Below are 21,118 nucleotides of genomic sequence, written 5' to 3' on the forward strand. Positions count from 1 at the left end.
GGCCACGGATATGAGCGTGCGTCGAAGAGATGTTGAATTAAAGTCCAAGATCGACAGTACTTTTTTTGCGGAGTGGAAAGCTTCGTGGACGTTGAGGCACCGTCGTCGAGAGATGATTGCAGGTTATCTTTTTTTGCTGCCAGCGCTATTGCTATTTTGTATCTTCACTTTCCTGCCCATGATTGAATCTTTCTTTATCAGTTTTACAGATATGAGCCTAAATTCGGCAAGCACGCATTGGGTTGGGCTTCAAAATTACGCCTTGATTCTCCACAGCGCGGATTTTTGGGAATCATTTCTCAATACCGCCGTCTTTGCCATTCAAGTACTGCCCTTGAATATCATCATTTCACTGTTTTTGGCGCTCCTTGTTCACAAAAAGTTTAAAGGCGTCGGTTTTTTTAGAACGATATTTTATACGCCTGTTATCACTTCTATGGTTGCCGTTTCAGTGGCGTGGTTATGGTTATTTAACCCTTCTTACGGTTTGTTAAATAGCATTCTCGCAGATTTGCATCTACCACAGCAGTCCTGGTTGGTTCAACCGCATTGGTCATTAGAAGTATTGGTGCTCCTGCGTGTCTGGAAAGGCGTGGGCTCAAATATGATCATTTTCTTGGCTGGACTGAATTCTGTGCCAACCGAAATGCTGGAAGCCGCAGAGACAGATGGGGCGGGGCGTTTCAGGCGTTTTTGGTCCATCACTTGGCCGATGCTTGGCCCGACGACACTGTACGTCATTGTCTTAGGCACAATCAGTTTGTTGCAGGCCTTCACGGAAGTTTACGTCATGACGCAGGGCGGACCGCTTGAAACGTCCAGTACCGTGGTGTACCTCTTATTCCAAAAAACATTTCAAGCTTTTCAACTTGGTTTTGGCTCCGCCATTGCGTTTGTCCTGTTCGTTGTCATTCTGGCTTTGTCCATGATTAACTTGGTATTCGTACAAAAGCGCTTGAACCGCGCTTATTAAGGAGGAAGTACCTTGCCATTTAGAATACGAGCTGGACAATACGGACGTTTTTTCGTCCTGATTTGTGTTGCAATCGTTATGTTCTTTCCGTTTCTTTGGCTGCTTATCAGCTCTTTGAAACCAGATGATGAACTGTTTTCATCCTCATTTTCATTAGTACCGCATCATATCACGTTTCAGCATTACATTCAGGCCTTTCAAGAAGAACCTTGGGGGCGGTATTTTTTCAATAGCGTCCTCACTTCCGTCCTTTCAACGATAGGACAAGTGATCTTTGCTGCCATGGCGGGGTATGCGTTTGCGCGCTTGCGCTTTCCGATGAAAAGTGTGCTGTTTGGCTTTCTGCTCACGGGGTTGATGGTGCCAGCCGAAGTGACGCTTGTACCTGTGTTCCTGCTCGTCAAACACTTTCCACTCGTTGGCGGCAACAATGTGTTGGGGGCAGGCGGTTCCGGGTTGGTTGACACGTATGGAGGATTGATCATTCCCAACTTGTTCTCTGTTCTGGGTATATTTTTGATGCGTCAGTTTTTTATCACTTTGCCGAAAAGCATTGAAGAGGCGGCGCGGATCGACGGATGCGGAGAATTCAAAGTTTTTGCGAACGTGATGTTGCCCTTGGTTAGACCGGCGCTCATTACGGTGGCCATCTTCGCTTTCACGGGGATGTGGGACAGTTTTCTTTGGCCGCTTATCGTGTTGAATAATTCGAACATGTTCACAGTTCAGTTGGGATTGGCCAGCATGAGCGGTGATCCCAGCAGTGGTCCATCAGATTGGGGCGGATTGTTGGCGTCGAGTGTCATTGTCACGATCCCGATGTTCGTCGTATTCTTCGCATTGCAAAGATATTTCCTGGATGGCATTGCAATTGGAGGCGTGAAAGGATGACAATGACGAAATATGAAAAAAGCGCGCGGCAGTTTGCCACGCGCTCGTGTGCCTATTTGGCCGTGATATGAACCGCAAACTCAACTTGCGCCCTTTTTGCGCAACACAGCGGGCACTGTCTGGAGCAAGATCTTTAAATCCAGAAAATAAGTCCAATTGTCGATGTAACGCAGATCTAGATCCACCCATTCGTCAAAGTCGATCTCGTTACGGCCGCTGATTTGCCACAGACATGTGATGCCTGGCTTGACGCTGAGACGCCTGCGATGGTGTGCGTCGTATTGACTGACTTCAGAGGGCAACGGTGGCCGTGGTCCCACCAGGCTCATGTTGCCGACCAATACATCTAGAAACTGCGGCAGTTCGTCCAAACTGGTCTTGCGCAAGAAACGCCCAACCCGTGTTACACGCGGGTCATTCTTGATTTTAAATACAGGGCCGCCCATTTCGTTGAGGTGGAGCAATTGTGCTTTGAGCGCCTCTGCATCAACGCGCATACTGCGGAATTTGTGCATTTTAAATGGCTTGCCGCATCGCCCAGAGCGAAGCTGTGAAAAAAAGATCGGCCCGCCATCATCCAATTTGATGGCAATCATGATGCCTAGCATCAATGGCGACATCATGATGACGGCCAGCAGGCTCACGAAGAAATCAGTCATACGCTTGAAAACGAGTCCTTCTGGTGTGTGGGGCGTTTGATCCATGACCAGCCGCGGCGCGCCTGCACCTTGTATCAAGGTGCTGTGCGCAATGCGGGAAGAGATGCCATCCAACATCAACTCTACCTGCACGCCTTGGAGCTCGCACTCGCGAATGACTTGTTCAAAACTTGGATGTGAGATGGGGAGCGCCAACACCACGCCATCAATGGAATGGGTGGACAGCACCATTCGCAACCCCGAAATGGGTCCCAAGTACGGAACGGGCAGTTTGTGTTTTTCTTCCCCTAAGTAACCTAGCACGCGCAAGCCCAACTGTGGATTGGCCTCCATGTGATCCAAGTATGCGTATGTAGCGGAGGTGCTGCCAATCAATAACTGGATTTTGGTGTCTCTGCCTTTGGCGCGAACGAAACCGAGCAGAAATCTGATGACCAGGCGCACAAACAGCATCAATATGGTAATATCAATAAAACTGACTGCGAGAAAAGAGCGGCTGAGCGACAGCTTCAGAATATAAGAGACAAATGCAAAAGCGAGAAGCGCAACAATATTGACGCGTAGGACAATCGTCAGTTCGCGCGCAAATCCATTCAGACGGCGAACGGGATATTCGCCAATCATAAATGTGGAAAGCACCCAGCAACCAACCACAACAAGATATGTTTCGTAGTAATGGGTGCTTGTGAACGAGAAAATCTCGCGGTTCAAAACATGATTCATCAAAAAATACGTCAGATGAAACGACATGAAGATGATCACGATATCAAATAATCTACCTATCAATCGTCCGTTTACTGCGACCCTATACACCCTGTACAACCCTCCCTAAGTTGTATTCCCCTATTGAATAATTGGTGAATCCTATCTATATTTAGCTAAATTATACGCTTGATTACCTTAATTTCCAACGGTTATTTTTAATAGCTTGTATTTCGTAGGTAAGATAGATGTTCGTATGTATAGAGCAATTGCCTGATGTGCTATACCTGCCAGCCACGGGCGTGTTCTTCGATCAGTTTGATGAACTGGATCATCGCCGGACTCAGCCATTTATCCTTGTGATACGCCAACTGCGTCGTGACAAAATCGGCGCTGTGGCGCCAAGGCAAGGAGATGAGTCGCCTGCGTTCAAGTTCTTCCTCGACGGCGATTTTAGGCAAGTAGGACAGGCCGAGCCCGCTCATCACACAATGTTTGATGGCTTCAATGCTCCAAAAGTCGATGATGGCGGTGTTCACGCGTTCCGCTTTCAACCAATGTTCCAGCAGATCCCGATAACTGCCCGGCTCGGTCATCAACAAAGTCTCTCCGTCCAAATCGCTGGGGTCTACGGTCGATTGCTGTGTCAGTGGATGTCCGGGCGGGGCGATGAGCGAAAGCGTTTCACGGACGAGGTAGTGGACGCAAAGGTCGGTGTCCACCCGTTCCAAATCGGTGATGACGGAGAGATCCACTTCGCCAGATTTCAGTTTGCTGTGCAGTTGCCAGTTCTCACTAGGTTGAAGGATCAACTGCACATTCGGATAGCGTTTTTTAAATTCGTAGAGGACAGGCGGCAATCGGTAGACCATGAGCGATTCCGTTGCGCCAATGCGCATGGTGCCCGAAGGCTGCCCTTCCATGCTAGATGAAATAACGGCCTCTTCTGACAAGCGCAAGATTTCCTTTGCATACTGTAACAGCCGTTGGCCGTTTTCGGTCAAAACCACGCGTTTGCCCAGCCTGTCAAACAGCGGGCTGCCGATTTCCGCTTCAAGGGACTGGATGTGCGCGGTGATGGTGGATTGTGTGTAACCCAGCTTGGCGCCTGCACGTGTAAATCCTCCACTTTCAACAACCGTTGTAAATGTTTTCAAGTGCCGCATTTCCATTCACAAGCCGCCTCGCCATCCATTAATTTTTTCAATCGTTTTTATTGAAACCATCGATTTTATATCTTTATTCGCTGGCTCTATAATAACGGTACATACACAGAACGTACAGAGCGTGTCCGAGCGTCAGCACAAAAGCGAAGCGGGATCGGCCACACTCGTACAGCAGGGTGGCGATGAAGATGGCGTTTACAGCTTTGCACGAAGTGATTCGGCTTGCCGAAGAAGGTCATAAATCCATTGGACAATTGATGCTGGACGTGGAAAAACAGCAGTCGGGACGGACGGAAGCAGAAATCCTGTCGTTGATGTCCAAGCAATTTGACATCATGGAAGAAGCAGCGCGCAAGGGTGTCCATACCCCGGTGATGTCGCGAACCGGATTGACCGGAGGCGATGGTTATCGCGTACACGAATATTTGCAACGGGGCAATTCGTATTTGGATGCGGGCACACTCAAAGCGATGGCGTACGCGCTGTCGGTCAACGAGGTGAACGCTGGGATGGGGCGGATTGTGGCGACGCCGACGGCAGGTTCTGCCGGGGTACTGCCAGGTGTGCTGGTTTCCATCCTCGACGCTGGCAAATATACGCGTGATCAGATTGTGATGTCGCTGTTGACCGCAGCGGCCTTGGGGTTGGTCATAGCCAACTCCGCCTCCATCTCTGGCGCAGCAGGCGGATGCCAAGCGGAAATTGGCTCTGCGACCGCGATGGCCGCAGGCGCGGCCGTGGAAATTGCTGGTGGCACACCAGAACAAGTCGGCCATGCGGTGGGGTTATCGCTCAAGAATACACTTGGTCTTGTGTGCGATCCGGTAGGCGGTTTGGTTGAAATTCCCTGCATCATCCGCAACGGATTGCACGCGGTGACCGCTTTGGCTGCAGCGGACATGGCGTTGGCGGGCGTGAAAAGCATCATTCCGCCAGACGAGGTGATTCAGGCCATGTATGAGATTGGCAATGAAATGCCGGAATCACTGCGTGAGACTGGATTGGGCGGTCTTGCGGCGACGCCGAAAGGAAAAAAGCTAAAAGAACAATTGTTTGGCAAACCCTGCGAGGCAAGGTGAAGACCATGAAATATAACTCAGCGTTTGAGATTATCGGCCCGATTATGGTCGGTCCATCCAGCTCACATACGGCTGGCGCGGTGCGCATCGGCAACTTGGCGCGGCAGATTTTAGATGATGAACCGCGGCGGATCGAATTCCAGTTGATGGGCTCCTTTGCAGAAACGTATCAGGGGCATGGCACGGATTTGGCGTTGCTGGCCGGGGTTTTAGGTCTGCCGACGGATCATCCCGATGTGGCGAACGCACAGCAAAAAGCGGTTGAAGCTGGGTTGGCATATCATTTTAAAAAGGCCAATCTTGGTTTTTTCCATCCGAATACGGTAGCTATTCATATGGAAGGCACGCAGCGGCAGACGAAGTTGATCGCCAGTTCCTTGGGCGGCGGCAAAGTCGAAGTGCAGGAACTGGAAGGATTGCCACTCAAATTTACCGGTGAAAAACCGACGCTCATTTTGTACCACAAGGATGAAAAAGGTTTTCTGGCGCGTGTTTCGCAAATTCTCGATGCCGAGGGCCACAACATTGCGCGTCTGATGCTGGAGCGGTGGGCGCGTGGCGGCGCGGCTGTGACCGTCTGTGAAGTGGATGAACAAGTTCCCGCAGATATGTTGCAAGTGCTCAAAAATGCCATTCCCTGTCTCAAGGATATCCGTGTCGTGAACACAGTGTGATGGCGGCGTTCGACAAATTCCCTGGGAAATTTGTCGATGTGCTGAGCGTGATCAAACTTTTGCAAACGTTGCGATATGAATGCATTTTGAGGGTGAACCTCCTTCTACAAGAATGGAGGGATCACCCTTTTTTATTTGGAATATTAATCTAAAAAACGGTGTGAAGGATGCATCGGTTTATTTTTATGCACTTTCCTCTATCCGTCCACTTGAGCATGTTCTTCTTCTCTTTGGGGATTATACACTTTGATGGTTGATGGTTTCCAATGTATTCCGTTCTTGGGGCAACGCGCTTTTTTCAACTGACAAAATAGTTGACCATGTCTTTGAATCGCATTGTGATGCGGCCAATCATCTTTCGTCGCTAAATCCCCTATCTAAAATCATCCTTATTCAAGGCGGGAACTATGGAGCATTCCAAGGACACCATTACAATGACGCAATTGACGATGATTATGATGTTAGCCATTGGCTTGAACAATCATGTCATTTTAATTCCTCTTCTCCTGTGTGTTGCGGGACGCGATGCCTGGTTTTCGGTGTGTTTGACATCGCTCTTTGCGCTGATGTTGATGGGCGTGATGCAATATATCATTCGTGTTTCCAAACAGCATCATCTCGGTTCTTGGTTGAGAGCGCAAACTCGTCCAATGTTTGCAAACATGCTCCTTTGCTTGGTGGCGTTGCCTTTGTTTGTGACGGCTGTCGTCACGCTTCGTGACACAGTTTCCTGGGCGGAGATTTCCATTTTGCCGACGACGCCTAGTATCGTCCTGGTGGTTGCATTGGCAGCAGTTTGTTGCTACATGGCCTACGCTGGCATCACATCCATCGCGATTATCAGTGGGCTCCTCTTGCCTCTCGTCGTTCTGCTTGGTTTTTTCGTGGGCGCTTCCAACTTGCCGCATAAGGATGCGCCGTCGTTATTCCCACTTTTTGAGCATGGATGGCATCCGGTGTTTGCTGGGGCGCTTTATGTGAGCTCTGGTTTTTCGGAGTTGATAGCGCTGCTTTTCGTTCAGCATTGTGTGAAAACAAACATTCGCTATTGGATGTTGGCGCTCAATGTGCTTATCTTGGCGGGACTCACATTGGGACCTTTGTGCGGAGCGATTATGGAGTTTGGCCCAGTGGAAGCGGCAAATTTACGTTATTCGCCATTTGAAGAATGGCGATTGGTCACATTTGGCCATTTTGTGGAACATGTCGATTTTATGGCCATCTATCAATGGTTATCTGGCGCGTTTGTGCGCATCAGTTTTGCTTTGTTTTTGGTGATCGAGATTTTTGGTATTCATAGACAGCAGAAACGAGTCTGGTACCTGATGTCGCTGTGTGGTGTTGTCTGTGCGTTGTCTTTGTTCCCGCTTAGCAATATGGCGTTTTTTTACTTATTAAAGCGATGGATTGTGCCAGGAACGTTGTACAGCATAGGTGTAGTCGCTTTTTTTCTCGTCATCTTTGCTTGGCTGTCTAAACAAAAGAAGGTGTAAATGGATTGAAACATCAGTTGCAAGAAAAATTGAAGCAAAAGAAAGTCCAGCGTCAGATTCGTGCGAATCTTTCCGTGCTCCAAGACGTGTTTGCCAAAATTGGCGAAGTACGCTGGCGGCAAGTCACGTTGGGGAGTGTGCGTCACCCGCGCAAGGTGTTGCTGGTCCATTGCGATGGCATGGTAGATGGTGAGCGTTTAAACCGCGATATCTTGCCAATCATGTACGATTTTTTTCTCCAAATGGACGGCCGCCATATATCTGCCGAACGGCTGGAGGAAACCTTTCCAATTTCCTTACAGGCTACGGAACAGTTTTTCGATCCGCTGACTTCGCTCATCCTGCGCGGCCATTTGATTATCTTCGTGGATGGCATCGCGTTGGCGTACGTGGTCGATCTCGCGAATCCACCAAAGCGTCAACCTGATGAGCCAAGCAGTGAGGTCTCCCTGATAGGCCCCATGGATGGATTCGTCGAGGTATTAGACACCAATGTTGCGCTGATTCGCAAGCGTCTGCCGACTGATACGTTATGTACAGAATCGTTTACCATTGGGGTGCGGACACAGACCAAGCTCTGTCTTTTGTATATTGAGGACATCATTGATTCCGAGATTCTAGCGCAGATCAGGGGGCAGATTCAGAGCATCCACATAGACGCGGTATACGCTTCAGCGCAATTGGAACAACTGCTGAAGGGTTCCAAATCCATCGTGCCATTGTTCAATTATTCAGGTCGACCGGATTTTGTGGTTGGGAGCTTGGTGCGCGGTCGCTTTGCCATCGTTCTCGATGGGATACCCACGGTCATGATGGGGCCTGCCAACTTGTCGTTCTTATTTCAATCTGCTGAAGATGAGCATATGGTTCCGCCATTTATGATGTTGCAACGTGGGTTGCGTTTTGCCGGGCTGCTGATTACCTTGTTGGTGCCCGGATTTTACATTGCAATTGGAACCTATCACCAAGATCAAATTCCGCTGGCTTTATTGGCGACCATTGCGACTTCACGGCGCGGATCACCCTTTCCCACACCCCTTGAGGCGTTTGGCATGTTGTTAATGTTTGAACTCTTTCGTGAGGCAGGAAACCGTCTGCCTGGCAAGCTTGGTCAAACCTTGGCTGTCGTGGGGGGACTTGTGGTCGGTGAGTCTGCCATCGATGCTGGATTGACTAGCCCTACGCTGTTGGTGATGGTCGCCGTGTCCAGCGTCGCCTCTTTCACCATCACCAATCAGTCGCTGGCGGGTGTCGTGACCATTTTCCGCTTTTTTATCTTAGCTGCCTCATCTTTTTTGGGCGAGTTCGGATTTTTGGTATCCACCTTTGCTGTACTGGTGTATCTGTCTACCATCCGCTCTTTCGGCGTTCCATATCTCGCTCCCTTCAGCCCGTTTCAGACTGGAGATCTGTTCAAGATCTTTAAAATCAGATTAGGCAAACCGCGAAAACGACCTGCGATTTTACATACAAAGGATGGAACGCGAGAATGAAGCGCGCGAACAAATGCCCATGGCTCTACTGGTTGCGTTGGCGGCGAATTCATCTGCTATGCATCACATGTCTCTGTGCGCTCTTTTCAACAGGTTGTTGGGATGAGCATGAATTGGAGCACATGTTTTACATCCATGCGATTGGTGTGGATTATCAAAAGGGCCAATACGTGCTTTATGCTCAAATTCTCAATCCGCTGACGCTTTCCAAGGAATCGGCAAAAGCGGGTCCTCAAACAGGCGCATGGATCGGCACAGGCGTCGGATCGACCGTGCAATTGGCGTTGCATGATATCTATAGCACGACTCAACGGAGAATCTATTGGGGGCATTTGAGCAGCATTGTCATCGGTGAGCATGCCTTGGCGCAACAGGGGATTCAAGAGACACTAGACACGTTTACACGCTACAACGAATTGCGCTACACACCTTGGATATTTTGTACTAATGATTCTGTGAACAGGGTGTTGTCTGCAGAGCCCATTCTCGAATCTTCACCTGTGTATTCCTTATTGAGCGATCCCGGTGATGTCTCCAGCCAAAGTTCCTGGATTCCGCCATTTCGGCTGTATCGGGCAATCTCCAATCTCCAGGAACCGGCGCGACCGCATCTGCTACCTGAGATTTCGCTTGTGGAGAAAAAATGGAGGGATGAAGAAGACGGATCGAACCCAGAACTTGAAATATCGGGATATGGACTACTTCGCGACGGAAAAATGTTGGGGCGGCTCACCCATGATGAATTAAAGGGCTTTCGCTGGCTCACACCACGTACGCGGCGAACCATCGTCGCACTCTACGATAAAGGTAAGTTTGTGGCAACGCTGACGCTTGGCCGCCCTAAAAAACACATTCATCCGATACTGGGCAAGCGCCATCTCCAGTTTGATGTTGACGTGAGTGTGGGTGGAACGGTTTCGGAAATGAGACAGTTTGCTTCAGAAAAGCAGTTAGAGACCTTGGCGGCGGAACAAATTGAGCAGGATATTCGCGATACGTTTCAGAACGGGGTGGGGCTCGGTGTAGACATCTATGGACTTGCAGATTCATTGTATCGCCGAAACCCTCAAGCATTTCATCACGATTTAACCAACGAGGGGCGCTTGGTTCTTACATCATCTTCGTTGCGCCATGTGCAGGTACAGGTCTTTGTTCATGACACAGGCATGACGACTGAACCTGCGACCCGCTTCAATTCTTAGTTGACCGTGCAGCATTTCAATTCAACTGCGGCATGATAGATTCTAACTATTCGTTTCATAGTATATTTCTCTTCGACATCCACGCCCAGAGTCTGTACCATAGAATCAATAGGTGTTTGAGACTTGCGCTAGCGACGCAGCGCTTTCGGTGTTGTCGCATGTTTCGTAAAAAAACTGGTGTTGACGGGTGGACAGCGATGGGCAGTTATTGGTCTTTATTGGGCAGTGTCACATTGCCACTGTTTCTGATTTGCGTATTTGGGGCTGTGTTGTATCAATGGCGGCGTGTAGATACGGTCAGTCTGGCCGATATCAGCTTGTACATCCTCGCGCCTTGTTTGTTGATCACCGCGCTGGCAGGGGCGCAGGTGTCTGGCGGCAGCTTGCTTTCCGTGCTCTGGTTTACGGTCATTCAAACGGCGCTTTGCTGGATTGTCGCCGTCCTTGTCGGCCGGATTTGTCGCCTGCGCCCAGAGACGCGCGCTTCGATGACCCTGACGACCCTCTTTAGCAACTCCAACAATTACGGGCTGCCCGTTTTATTGCTTGCATACGGGACAAAAGGGTTTTCTTTGGGCGCGACCTATGTGGTGGGACAGGTGATTCTCGTCAACACGCTTGGCTTGTACATTGCCTCGCGAGCCAACGGCAGCCCGCGCCAGGCCATCAAAAAGATTGCGCAAACGCCGTTGATTTACGCAGCCATCATCGGGCTTGGCCTTTATTTTTTCGCAGTGCATATCCCGGCGCCACTGGAGAGTACACTCAAGTTGGCGGGGGATGCTTATCCGGTCATTGTTCTCTTGATTCTGGGCATTCAGTTGCGCAAAATTCAATTGTCAGGTATGCGACGCTATGACATCTGGATATCAGTTGGCTTGCGTGTGCTCATTGTGCCTTTGCTTTCGCTATTGACCCTGCGAATGCTTGGCATTCACGGATTGTTGGCGTCCATTCTGTTTGTGGAATCGAGTATGCCAGCGGCCATCAATGCGACCGTGTTGGTCGAAAAGTATGGTGGTGATAAGCAGAACGTGGCATTGACTGTGGCCATCACAACCATTTTGAGTTTTGCCACATTGCCGCTTTTGATGCGCCTTGGATGAAATCATGAAGTTGGTCGGTGGCAACACGCATAGATGTGCTTCGCGCGCTGCCACGATTCGTCGACTGCGGTTTGTGAAGGCGAGGTGAGGGCCCATATTGGATTGTCACCGCGATACAGCGGTGGATCTCATTCGCAGGAGCACGCCGATGATGCGCACCAAAAACATGGCGATGGTCATGAAGATGAAAGCGGGCCCAATCACAGAGATGGACAGGTGATGCGTTGTCATAAACTGATAAAATTGTTGCGGGTAATGCTCTGCCACTTCAATGAAACCAATGCGAATGCCGAAGGCAATCAACCAGATGATCAGATACAAGATGCCTGATTGTGTGAAAAACTTGCCATTTTCATCACGACCGACTCGCATGCTGGTGAGCAGCAACAGGCCGAAGACGATACCAAGGGCGGCGCTGATCAAGAGTACAGGGACGTTATTTCCCGACATCGGGATGGTCTTTAAATATTTGAATCCAACGAATGCGAGGATGATGAAAGGCAGCGCCATGCGAATCGGATTGACGCGCCGCCGTCCAAATTGCGTCAACAAAATGATCGCCGCAATCACGCCAATTTCTATCCAAGTAGATGATGTCATGATTTCAAACCTCCACAGTGTGACTGAATTTGCTATGAATCGCATTTTAGCAGGAGCGTTGGTTTAACGAATCTGTTCAGAGGTGGATTCTTGAGCGGATTTGGTCTATCTGGAGATAGAGAACACCCTTTTATTTAGGGATGTACAGGCCAATCAAAGACTAGATGTAGGCATCAGCAAAACGGATCGATCTTCAATTTTTGATAAAACAAAGAAATGGCAATGGCGTATATATTATATATGATTTAAAATGTGATAATCTGTAGAGATCACTCGGCTACTTCTAAAAACCGCAAGAAAACGTGGTGATGCCGGTGAACATCTCATACGAGGAGGATTTTAGAATGGAATTTGGATGTTGTATTGATGCTGCGTATTTGCCACATGTCCTCACGAGTGGGTTTGATTTTGCCGAACTGAAATGCGGTGTGACATTACCTGATGAACCAGAGGCAGTGTGGCGGATCGAACGGCAGAAACTGCTGGCGCACCAGGTGCCGATTCAAAGTTTTAATGTGCTGCTGCCGGGGGCCATGCCCGTGGTTGGGCCTGAAGTGCGGCTTGATGCGTTGCGCGCTTATCTCGATATTGTCTTTTGCCGCATGGCTGAATTGGGCGGGAAGAATGTTTCGTTTGGATCCGGTGGTGCGCGCAAAGTGCCGGAGGGGTTTGCTCGTGGGCAGGCTGAAGATCAAGTAGTCGCATTCATTCAAGTGCTGAGCGAAATGGCGGACACGTACTCGATACAGGTGAACGTGGAGTTTTTAAATCAAAAGGAGACCAATCTGATTACGAGCGCGACAGAGGCTTATCGCTACACCCAACGGGTGAACCATGACAAAATCAGAATCCTTGCCGATCTCTACCACTTGATGGAGGAGGCTGAACCGCTGTCAGATTTGTATCAGACTAGAGAACATATTGGTTATGTGCATGTGGCGGACACAAAACGGCTGTATCCGGGCAGTGGGACATATCCATATCAGGAATTTTTTCAAATTTTAAACGATATCGGTTATGTTGGTCCGGTGTCGGTGGAATGCGGTTGGCAAGACACTGTGCAGGAGATGAAAAAATCTGCTGGATTTTTGAAGCAAATCAGCAGTCAATTCTCCTGAATGGCGATGTGCATGTGATAGAATATTGGTAGAAAAATAGCAATTGCGCTAGGTTGAGCTTCAAATGACCTATTGACGCAGCACCAAGGTGCCGAAATGTTTTCAGGGTAGGGCAAATCATCTTTACAATGGTGTCAAATGTATCGTCGTTCATAAGCGGGAGAGGCGTGCTTCTCTCGCTTTCTGGCAGGGGCAGCATCGATGCGCAGGTGCAATGTATGCGACGATACAGCATTGTAAAGCGGATTTGTTTATTTTAGAAAGGATATTGTTTTGTGAAGAAATGGATCGGGCTGGGCGTGGTCATCCTCTGTGTGATTGGTGGGGGAGGATGGTATGCAGAGCATCGGGTCAAACAAGCAGTGGGCAATCAAGTTGTGGCACTGTTGAGTCAGCCGAAAGGTCAATCAACCAATCAAGAAATCAATCAGTTGATTCAGCAGTATCAAAAGAGCGGTGGCCAAGATGTGCCAAGTACGGGGAAATCGGTGGATACAACTGGCAGCGTTACCGCAACTGGCGAAGGAAACGAGAGTGGATCGACAAAATCCACGGGCATACAGACGCAGGCAACGGACCAGGCGCATGGCGGGACGCAATCTTCGTCAACTCGTGGAACAGGGACAGAATCTTCAACTGCTTCGTCATCTGCATCCACCCCGCAGTTTACGAGTCGGGCACAGGTTGTTCAATATGCAATGAGTCACTTTACGGCTGCGGAAATTGTCCATTACTCAGCGATGTATGCAAAGCGTAGCTCGCTTTCATCGCAGCAGAAAAATGAAATCAAGGAAGAAATTCTATCCCATTTTACGCCGGCTGAGCTTGCGGCGATGGAAGCAGCTGCGCAAAAAAATCCATGACGAGCGCTTAAAACGCGACGATTCTCTATGGAAACCAATGATTTCAGTCCTCATGGCATCTATGGGCGTGGAGCAGGGCCATATTCTTCGTTTTCCGCGGCCATGCTCCAATGGGGGCCATCCTCACTACAGGATTGACCTGTCAGGAACGGCGGAATAAACGCGTTGTCCGTTTTGCGCCCTTGCCCTCTATTTTCACTTGCTCACACATTTCATTGTTCCATATTGCGTTGGCGTTCGACATCAGTTCCTCGGCCACACTGCTGCCAAGTTGAAGTGATATGTTGTCATAAGCAGTCATCAAATCCGGTGGGCGGCTAGTGGTGTTGTGCGCGTCTGACGCGATGACGCTGATTTTGCCCTGGCGCAAGAGCGACCAAGCCAATTTGGCAGATTGATGTGCATGTTTTTCCGCTTGTTGAAAGCAAACGGCCGTCGCTTGCAAAAGGAGTCCGGCGTCCAGTAAGGTATCAGCGAGCGCTGGTTTTCGCTGCAACGCCAAGTTGCGCTCAGGGTGCGCCATGATTGGACGATAACCGCGAACGATCAGTTCGTAGACGATGTCCAGTGCTTGTGAAGTGATTTTTGGCGTCTCAAATTCAACCAATACATAATTTGTCGATCCCAATGTATGAACCGTTCCTGCTTGAATATCGGCAATGAACTCAGCAGAGATGCGATTTTCCGCACCTAATGCCAATTCTAAAGAATGACTGGAGCGCGCTTGTGTAACAGCTGAAAATCCTTGTTCTAAATCACTTTGTTTCACATCAAAATAAGGACTGTGATAATGGGATGTGCAAAAAACTCGATGAACACCGGTTGAATGGAATGTCGCCAAAAGTGCCTGCGTCGCCGTGAGGTCCTCGGGACCATCGTCCACACCTGGGAGCACGTGTGCATGAATATCTGTAATGATATGAGTCATAAAATCATCCTAGAAAGTATTGTATTTACTAAGAAGCCACGCTACCTAAATAAATTGTATCATGATGGGTGTGCAACGAGTCAGTTTCAAAATGATTTCGGGCAGATTCTTGATGCAATTCATTATAGTAAAACAACTCACCTGACTGTACAATAGGATTAAATGGTATGTGCCAAATAAAAAATACGCGCGTATATCAAAATCTTTATTAGGGGAGAAAAGGGTTATGGAAACAAAAAGAGTCTATTATTATTTTTGTGATGAATGTGGAGCTGATACGGCGTCTTATGAACGGTACAGGAGTTGTCCTTACTGCCATGGAAACAAGCGGAAATTCCGTTTGATAGGGGAGGCGGATAGCACCTTTGACGCTGAAATTGCTGTGGTGCTTGAGCAGAACCGCGAGAGATGGGATGCTAGTCACCCAGCCCATGGACGTAAAACGCGTTGAATTTCTGTTTAATATTTTGAAAAAACAATCATCCACTCTGTATTGTTTTTTACATACAAAGACCCGTCAGGCGCTTGTCCTACGGGTCTTTGTATGTAAATGAACGTCCTTGCAAAATACCCTACTTGTTTTCGATGGTATAGTCAGGGATGGTGCCCAAGACTGGCAAATTCAAATATCGTTCAACATCTTCTTCTTTGCGCAGCCGATTATCAAGATATTCCATTAAGAACGCCAAACCGATACTGACCAGCAAACCGAGAATCAGTGCAATGGCGATATTCAACTTTTTGTTTGGCGACACTGGGCTTGGATAAGCTGCGGGAGCGGCCTTATCTACAATTTGTATGTTTTGCACGTTCATCAGTTTTTGCGCTTTGCTTTGAAAAGCAGTCGCCAGCGCGTTGGCAATTTGGGCTGCCTGAGCTTGATTTGGCCCGTATACCGATAAATCAATGACCTGCGATTGAGTCGGTGACGAGACGGAAATCATCGAATTTAATTGCCCAGTGCTGTAGGGCAAATTAAGCTGTTGAATCACAGTACTTTCGACTGTACTGCTTTCGATGATGGCGCTGTACGTGTTTACTAAAGCTTGATTGGCTTGGATATTCGACAATTGCAGACCTTCATTGTCGGTGAGTTCTTGGTTGACCAACAAAGTGGTACTGGCTACATATTGCGGTTGGATAATATAAAATGAAAAAATGGCGCTAATAATCATAGCGATGAGCGGTATGGCTACCACCATAATCCAACGCCTGCGAATAATCACCCAATATTGTCTTAGTTCTATCTCTTCCATGTTCTGCCCCTTCTCGAATCAAAACGCTAATTGGCGTTTGAAGCGTAATATTGATAATAATACAAATCGCCTTTTGAGCGTTTCATTCGGTTGAGTACTACCCCTAAAATGCGTGCATCTATCTGTTGTAATGCATGGACGGCTTTTTTTACGTGCACTCTGTTCGTTCTTTGTGAATCAATGACAAATAGCACGCCATCGGCTACTCGGTTCGCCACCAAAGCGTCCGTCACGGTCAGCACAGGCGGCGTGTCGATGATAACCAAATCAAACTCTGTTTGGCATTGTTCGATGAAGTCGCTAAATAGTTGGCTGGATAAAATCTCAGAGGGGTTCGGCGGAATCGGACCACTCGGCAGAATAAACAACCCTGGCGTTTCAGATTCAATGACAGCCTCTGCAAAAGTATGTTCCTTAATTAATAAGCTGGTCAAGCCAGCTAGATTGGAAATTTGAAAGGCCTGGTGAATCTGCGGCTTACGCATATCTGCATCTATCAGTAAAACACGTTTCCCCGCTTGGGCTGATACAATTGCTAAATTACTTGAGGTCGATGTCTTGCCCTCGCTCGGAACTGTACTAGTAATCAGTATCACCTTTGTGGTATCAGCCACACTCGCAAATTGAATGTTTGTCCTTACATTTCTATATGATTCTGTAATTGGAGATCTCGTGTTGGTTTGTGCAATCGGCTTGCGACCGCGATTGCGAATGCTCAAAATCTGACACACCCCTTCGTCACTTTGGACACAGCTAATCCCCAAAATTCGACATGAATACCCAATATCCTGCAAGGAATATGGAGTGAAATTTATGAATTTTGGGGTGCAAAAGAGCGCGCAAGTATCACTTTACATAGAAGTCAGTAGCAATAGGATTGAATATGTTGGAAAATGGGATTGCAAAATCAACTGAAGTCTCGGTCAAAACACCATCCTGCTGGCGCGTGCTTTACAGGGCCTGGCGATTTTTACATGTCCGCTTTACCGTCCGAGTCATTTTTTTTGGCGACTACACATAGGGCAATTGCTAACAGGCAAGCACTTCCACAGACGATAAAAGCACATGCAATCCATACATATACCATTGTGTGACACACCTCTCCTATTTGCACACGACATAACGGAGGTATAAATACGGCAACTAGCTGGCATATCAGGAAACTGAATGAGCCCCTATCGCTTTGCGTCATCCCTTTTCAGAATTTTTGCTTCGTTCGTATGTGTGTGACGCCTTCATTTTAGCGGCGGCAAGTAAGCTTGTCTAGCAAGTTGTGGTAGAATGATCATATTTCATGCAGGGTGCCATCTGATGCTCGTCATCTTATGGAGGCAAGTCGCTTCATACAGTCTTGTAAAGATAGCTTGAGCGGGGGTGGTTCCCAGTGCAGCAGCGTGTGTTTTTTGTGGTTGCCTGGGCTTTTGTGTTGTTTTATTTCACTTGTTCACTTGATCCATTCACTTTGCACATCAGTGGTTTTCACTTCCAGCCGCACCCCCACTTCAAATCATTGCTGAAATTGGATCTTCATCCGTTGCACCCGTTTTGGTTGATCCAAAAAATCGGTCATTTCAGCGGTTTCTTGATCATGGATGCCCTGTTGGTCAAACTGTTTCGCCGTCGCAATGCAGCGGCGATTGTGACCGTGCTGTTTGCCATCACAACTGAAATTTTTCAATTGTATTTCATGCGCGATGGACGTCTGTACGACATGGTGATTGATTCACTCGGTGTCGCCTTATCCTATTTTTTGCAAGCGAGATCGCGTATTCGTTAAGTTCGCTCGCTGTGCCTGTGGCTGAAGTTCAGGGGAGTTTCGCCAGGATGTCCTTTTGGCATGCCTTGACCAAGGGAATATAGCGTGCTGCGGTGTCGTCATCGAAACGATAGACTGGGGCGGTGACACTGAACGCGCCATACAGGACATTGTTTTTGTAGAGCGGAGCAGCCATGCACCGCACCTCGGCCTCGTGCTCACAATCGTCCATGGCATAGCCTTGTTGCGCGATTTGCTGCAACATCTGCCGCAATGCCATTTCATCTGTCACTGTATGCGCCGTGTATTTGTGCAGTTTGGTGCGCGCAAAATACGCGTCCAACCGTTCTTCACTCCAAGTTGAAAGGATGGCTTTACCGATGCCAGTGCAGTACAACGGCGATGTGTTGCCAACGCGCGAATGCATGCGGACCGTTTGCTTACTTTCCAGTTTGGCCACATAAACCACCATGTCTTCGTCCAGTATCCCCAGATGAATGGTCTCCTGAGTTGCGTGATTCAATTCTGCCAAGGCGTTTTGCGCGAAGGTTCGGATATCCAACTGGTTCAGCGCCTGATGCGCAAGGCGCACGAGACCAGCGCCGAGCGTGTACGTCGCATTCCGCTCAGATTTGTGCACAAAGCCGACCTGTTGCAAAGTGTCCAGTAGTTTATAGACAGTCGACCGGTTCATCCCTAAGTCGCGCGCAATTTCACTGACTCCTTTGGCATGCGGCTGGTCTGCGATGTATTTGATGATGTCCACACCTTTGAGAATGGCCGTCCCATAAGGTGCATTGGTTTGCGCTTGCTTCATATCAGCCACGCTCCATCCCTTGCCGTCAACGTTCGCATCCCAGTGTGATAAAGCATGCTAGTTTTCGATCACGCCGGATGCCATTGTCAATCGTTTTCAACTGTTTTATAGTAACGCATAGAAATAGGAGAAACAACGTTTCTTATATGGAAACACAGGCGTGATCGCAGAGGATGGCGCAAGCAAAGGTCTTGACTTTATTTTCACGACGGGAGTGTGCATGTCTGTTGGAAGTGGTCACATTTGGCGAAAGCATGGTGCTGTTCACGCCGGACAGCTCTTCACTTGAACAAGCGACAAACTTTACGAAACGCATGGCTGGCGCAGAGGGCAATGTTGCGGTTGCGCTTGCGCGCTTGGGGCATCAGGTCGCCTGGATCAGCAAATTAGGCGACGATGGCTTTGGTCGGTATATCGTGAAAACGCTTCGCGGCGAAGGCGTGGATGTCCAGCATGTCCAGTTCGATCGCGATCGCCCGACTGCGGTGTTTTTTAAGGAACGTTCGGAACTTTATGGCACGAATGTGCAGTATTATCGGAATCATTCGGCGGTCAGCCAGTTGGCGGTAGCAGATGTTCCCTTGGCTGATTTTAAAGAGATCGGATTTTTACACGTGACGGGGATTACACCTGCGCTTAGTGACTTGAATCGCCAGACGGTGCTTACCATCTTGCAAAGGGCGAAAGCACAAGGGATTCGGGTGTCATTTGACCCCAACATCCGTTTCAAATTGTGGTCGCAGGAAACCGCCATACCGGTTTTGCGCGAGATGGCGAAGTATGCCAGCGTCGCCCTGCCAGGCTTGGAAGAAGGAGAATTGTTGACAGGGAGCGACAAGCCGGAAGCCATCGCGGCTTGGTTTTTGGCGCAGGGGTGCGAGTTGGTGGTGGTCAAGCTGGGCAGCCAGGGCGCATATTATCAGACGGCGGACACATCGGGCTACGTCGACGGTTTTACGGTAAAGCTTGTCGATGAAGTCGGCGCTGGTGACGCATTTGCAGCTGGTTTGTTGTCGGGCCTGTTGGAGCATGTGCCTGTTGCGGATGCCGTGCGACGCGCTTGCGCGCTTGGCGCCATTGCGGTTTGTGGTGTTGGCGATTATGAATCATCGCCGACGCGCGCTGAACTGACTGCTTTTCTCTCCGGGCAGACGACCGATGTCAAACGATAAATGAGAGGTGCGACGCGACATGAAGATTGAGAAACTGGAATTGTTCTTAGTTCCGCCCCGCTGGCTTTTTCTCAAACTGACGACAGACGATGGTTTGGCTGGATGGGGAGAACCGATTGTCGAAGGGCACGCCGCGGCTGTTGCTGCGACGGTCAAGGAGATGGAGGATTATCTGATTGGCCGGGATCCGGGGCAGATTGAAGACATTTGGCAGGTGTTGTACCGCGCTGGATTTTATCGCGGCGGTCCTGTGTTGATGAGTGCGATGGCTGGGATAGATCAAGCGCTATGGGACTTGCAAGGCAAGCGGCACCAACTGCCGGTGTACGCGTTTTTTGGCGGCGCTGTGCGCGACAAAGTGCGCGTCTACTCCTGGATTGGCGGCGACAGGCCATCCGACGTTGGCGTTTCGGCTCGTGAAAAACTGGAACATGGGTTTACAGCGATAAAAATGAACGCCACTGAAGAGTTGCATTATATTGATTCACACGCCAAAGTGGACGCGGTGCTGGAGCGCGTGCAAGCGGTGCGCGATGCTGTCGGGCGCGACTTTGGCATTGCGGTCGATTTTCACGGCCGCATCCACAAAGCGATGGCCAAAGTGTTGGCGAAGGAGCTGACGCCGTTCCATTTGATGTTTATTGAAGAACCAGTGCTGCCGGAAAACAACGAAGCTTTGCGCGAAATCGCGCAGCACACCTCGACACCCATCGCCACGGGGGAGCGGATGTACTCGCGCTGGGATTTCAAGAAGCTGTTGACCGATGGGTACGTCGATATCATTCAACCAGATTTGTCGCATGCAGGCGGGATTTCCGAGACGCGCAAAATTGCGGCGATGGCCGAGGCGTACGATGTCGCCGTCGCGCCGCATTGCCCTTTGGGTCCCATTGCATTGGCCGCATGCATTCAACTGGATGCTTGCACCCCCAATGTGTTTATTCAAGAACAGAGCTTGGGCATTCACTACAACAAAACCAATGATTTGCTCGATTACTTGGACGATCCCACGGTCTTCCGCTACGAAAATGGATTTGTGCCTTTGCCGACAGCGCCTGGTCTTGGCATTCAGGTCAACGAGTCGTTTGTGCGTGAAGCTGCAGCGCAAGGACACAATTGGAAGAACCCGGTTTGGCGCAACGAGGATGGCACTGTAGCTGAATGGTGATG

At 49.2% G+C, this 21,118-nt stretch carries 20 protein-coding genes and 1 riboswitch; of the genes, 13 read left to right on the plus strand and 7 right to left on the minus strand.

Translation table 11 applies throughout. The annotated features are described in order from the left end of the window. Positions 1-10 precede the first annotated feature (10 nt). Together ACFSB2_RS05585 and ACFSB2_RS05590 are read left to right on the plus strand one after the other, a co-directional pair. Entirely contained in the window at positions 11-973 is a 963-nt protein-coding gene (locus ACFSB2_RS05585) for a carbohydrate ABC transporter permease (protein WP_377942008.1), read from the plus strand. Between the two features lie 12 nt (positions 974-985). Then, a complete protein-coding gene (locus ACFSB2_RS05590; protein ID WP_377942010.1) occupies positions 986-1,864 on the plus strand; it encodes a carbohydrate ABC transporter permease in 879 nt (292 codons plus the stop codon). A gap of 80 nt (positions 1,865-1,944) precedes the next feature. Here ACFSB2_RS05590 and ACFSB2_RS05595 read toward each other — a convergent pair whose 3' ends face one another. Together ACFSB2_RS05595 and ACFSB2_RS05600 are read right to left on the minus strand one after the other, a co-directional pair. Further along, the gene (locus tag ACFSB2_RS05595; protein WP_377942013.1) at positions 1,945-3,336 is read right to left on the minus strand and encodes a sugar transferase; all 1,392 of its coding nucleotides are present in this window, start codon (positions 3,334-3,336) and stop codon (positions 1,945-1,947) included. Positions 3,337-3,506: 170 nt separating this feature from the next. Beyond that, the gene (locus ACFSB2_RS05600) at positions 3,507-4,397 is read right to left on the minus strand and encodes a LysR family transcriptional regulator (RefSeq protein WP_377942016.1); all 891 of its coding nucleotides are present in this window, start codon (positions 4,395-4,397) and stop codon (positions 3,507-3,509) included. Between the two features lie 182 nt (positions 4,398-4,579). Here ACFSB2_RS05600 and sdaAA point away from each other — a divergent pair, with 182 nt between their 5' ends. The 6 genes from sdaAA (at position 4,580) to ACFSB2_RS05630 (ending at position 11,438) form a co-directional block, all read left to right on the plus strand. Then, positions 4,580-5,470, plus strand: a complete 891-nt coding sequence (gene sdaAA, locus ACFSB2_RS05605) for an L-serine ammonia-lyase, iron-sulfur-dependent, subunit alpha (protein ID WP_377942019.1) — start codon at positions 4,580-4,582, stop codon at positions 5,468-5,470. A 5-nt stretch (positions 5,471-5,475) separates the two neighbouring features. Beyond that, a complete protein-coding gene (gene sdaAB, locus ACFSB2_RS05610; RefSeq protein ID WP_377942022.1) occupies positions 5,476-6,144 on the plus strand; it encodes an L-serine ammonia-lyase, iron-sulfur-dependent subunit beta in 669 nt (222 codons plus the stop codon). A gap of 407 nt (positions 6,145-6,551) precedes the next feature. Beyond that, entirely contained in the window at positions 6,552-7,637 is a 1,086-nt protein-coding gene (locus ACFSB2_RS05615) for a GerAB/ArcD/ProY family transporter (RefSeq protein WP_377942023.1), read from the plus strand. Between the two features lie 5 nt (positions 7,638-7,642). After that, a complete protein-coding gene (locus ACFSB2_RS05620; protein WP_377942026.1) occupies positions 7,643-9,130 on the plus strand; it encodes a spore germination protein in 1,488 nt (495 codons plus the stop codon). Continuing rightward, on the plus strand, positions 9,127-10,332 hold the full coding sequence (locus ACFSB2_RS05625; RefSeq protein ID WP_377942028.1) for a Ger(x)C family spore germination protein: 1,206 nt from the start codon (positions 9,127-9,129) through the stop codon (positions 10,330-10,332). Before ACFSB2_RS05620 ends, ACFSB2_RS05625 begins: the two co-directional genes overlap by 4 nt. A 158-nt stretch (positions 10,333-10,490) precedes the next feature. Further along, entirely contained in the window at positions 10,491-11,438 is a 948-nt protein-coding gene (locus ACFSB2_RS05630) for an AEC family transporter (protein WP_377942031.1), read from the plus strand. A 105-nt stretch (positions 11,439-11,543) separates the two neighbouring features. Here ACFSB2_RS05630 and ACFSB2_RS05635 read toward each other — a convergent pair whose 3' ends face one another. Next, positions 11,544-12,038 carry a hypothetical protein gene (locus tag ACFSB2_RS05635; RefSeq protein ID WP_377942033.1) on the minus strand — a complete coding sequence of 165 codons (495 nt, stop codon included), beginning with the start codon at positions 12,036-12,038 and terminating at the stop codon, positions 11,544-11,546. 344 nt (positions 12,039-12,382) lie between these two features. Between ACFSB2_RS05635 and ACFSB2_RS05640 the strand changes: the two genes are divergently transcribed. Then, the gene (locus ACFSB2_RS05640) at positions 12,383-13,156 is read left to right on the plus strand and encodes a sugar phosphate isomerase/epimerase family protein (RefSeq protein WP_377942035.1); all 774 of its coding nucleotides are present in this window, start codon (positions 12,383-12,385) and stop codon (positions 13,154-13,156) included. 275 nt (positions 13,157-13,431) lie between these two features. Beyond that, positions 13,432-14,019 (plus strand): hypothetical protein, encoded by a 588-nt coding sequence (locus tag ACFSB2_RS05645; RefSeq protein ID WP_377942036.1) that lies wholly within the window; start codon positions 13,432-13,434, stop codon positions 14,017-14,019. Between the two features lie 142 nt (positions 14,020-14,161). On the opposite strand, the gene ACFSB2_RS05650 is transcribed toward ACFSB2_RS05645, so the two are convergent. From ACFSB2_RS05650 to ACFSB2_RS05660, 3 genes are all read right to left on the minus strand, one after another. Next, entirely contained in the window at positions 14,162-14,947 is a 786-nt protein-coding gene (locus ACFSB2_RS05650; protein ID WP_377942038.1) for a tyrosine-protein phosphatase, read from the minus strand. A 572-nt stretch (positions 14,948-15,519) separates the two neighbouring features. Continuing rightward, the gene (locus tag ACFSB2_RS05655; protein ID WP_377942040.1) at positions 15,520-16,203 is read right to left on the minus strand and encodes a YveK family protein; all 684 of its coding nucleotides are present in this window, start codon (positions 16,201-16,203) and stop codon (positions 15,520-15,522) included. Positions 16,204-16,229: 26 nt separating this feature from the next. Further along, complete coding sequence (locus tag ACFSB2_RS05660; RefSeq protein WP_377942041.1) at positions 16,230-16,922, minus strand: CpsD/CapB family tyrosine-protein kinase; 693 nt, start codon at positions 16,920-16,922, stop codon at positions 16,230-16,232. A 416-nt stretch (positions 16,923-17,338) separates the two neighbouring features. Continuing rightward, positions 17,339-17,425: riboswitch (cyclic di-GMP riboswitch) on the minus strand. Positions 17,426-17,587: 162 nt separating this feature from the next. Between ACFSB2_RS05660 and ACFSB2_RS05665 the strand changes: the two genes are divergently transcribed. Next, complete coding sequence (locus ACFSB2_RS05665; RefSeq protein ID WP_377942043.1) at positions 17,588-17,980, plus strand: VanZ family protein; 393 nt, start codon at positions 17,588-17,590, stop codon at positions 17,978-17,980. A gap of 28 nt (positions 17,981-18,008) precedes the next feature. Here the strand turns inward: ACFSB2_RS05665 and ACFSB2_RS05670 are convergent, their stop codons facing one another. Continuing rightward, a complete protein-coding gene (locus ACFSB2_RS05670) occupies positions 18,009-18,776 on the minus strand; it encodes an IclR family transcriptional regulator (protein WP_377942044.1) in 768 nt (255 codons plus the stop codon). A gap of 233 nt (positions 18,777-19,009) precedes the next feature. Here ACFSB2_RS05670 and ACFSB2_RS05675 point away from each other — a divergent pair, with 233 nt between their 5' ends. Next, entirely contained in the window at positions 19,010-19,948 is a 939-nt protein-coding gene (locus ACFSB2_RS05675) for a sugar kinase (protein WP_377942186.1), read from the plus strand. 19 nt (positions 19,949-19,967) lie between these two features. Continuing rightward, positions 19,968-21,116 carry a galactonate dehydratase gene (gene dgoD, locus ACFSB2_RS05680; RefSeq protein WP_377942046.1) on the plus strand — a complete coding sequence of 383 codons (1,149 nt, stop codon included), beginning with the start codon at positions 19,968-19,970 and terminating at the stop codon, positions 21,114-21,116. Positions 21,117-21,118 lie beyond the last annotated feature (2 nt).

It is taken from the genome of Alicyclobacillus fodiniaquatilis, assembly GCF_042678105.1.
GTDB classification, from domain to species: Bacteria; Bacillota; Bacilli; order Alicyclobacillales; family Alicyclobacillaceae; genus Alicyclobacillus; species Alicyclobacillus fodiniaquatilis.